Origin of the sequence: Marinobacter lacisalsi, from assembly GCF_042651045.1 — a bacterium.
GTDB classification, from domain to species: domain Bacteria; phylum Pseudomonadota; class Gammaproteobacteria; order Pseudomonadales; family Oleiphilaceae; genus Marinobacter; species Marinobacter lacisalsi.
The window spans coordinates 1-506 of record NZ_JBHSDI010000017.1 but is presented as its reverse complement, the minus strand read 5'-3'; the positions used below and the strand labels follow the sequence as shown (position 1 = coordinate 506).

Annotated in this window: 1 protein-coding gene; it reads right to left on the bottom strand. The window is 55.9% G+C overall.

Annotated features, from left to right (window positions below):
- Position 1: 1 nt before the first annotated feature.
- Positions 2 to 506, bottom strand: a 505-nt coding sequence (locus ACFOZ5_RS13345; RefSeq protein ID WP_379888127.1) for a transposase, incomplete at its 5' end; no start/stop codon positions are given.

Below are 506 nucleotides of genomic sequence, written 5' to 3'. Positions count from 1 at the left end.
GTCATTCGTCCTCGTCTTTGGGGCCCCAGATCGCCTCGGCTTTTTTTGACAGCGTCAGTAGCGCTGCCGTTTCTGCCAGGGCCTTTTCCTTGCGACGTAATTCAGATTCGAGCTTTTTGACGCGCTTTTTCTCAGTCGTCGCTGCTTTCCGGTTACGCCTGGCCTGTTCATCAGACTGGGCGTTGGCCCCCATGCAGGCGGTCTTCCAGGCTTCGATTTGCTCTGGATACAGACCGTGCTTGCGACAATATTCACTGAGTTCCGCCTCAGTCATTGGGGCGGTCTCCAGCACAATGCGGAACTTCTCTTCGCTACTCCACTTTTCAGGTGTGGCTGAGTTCGACGGCAAAACGGCACCTCGTTCTCTGGCGGCTTTACGCCAATTGTACAAGGTCGCGGTGCTGATGCCTTCCTGACCGGCTAACTCGGCCACTGTCAGGCTGTGAGGTGGCGCCATCTTCTGGAGAATGGCTTCCTTACGTTCCGGCGAGTAATAGGGCATGGTT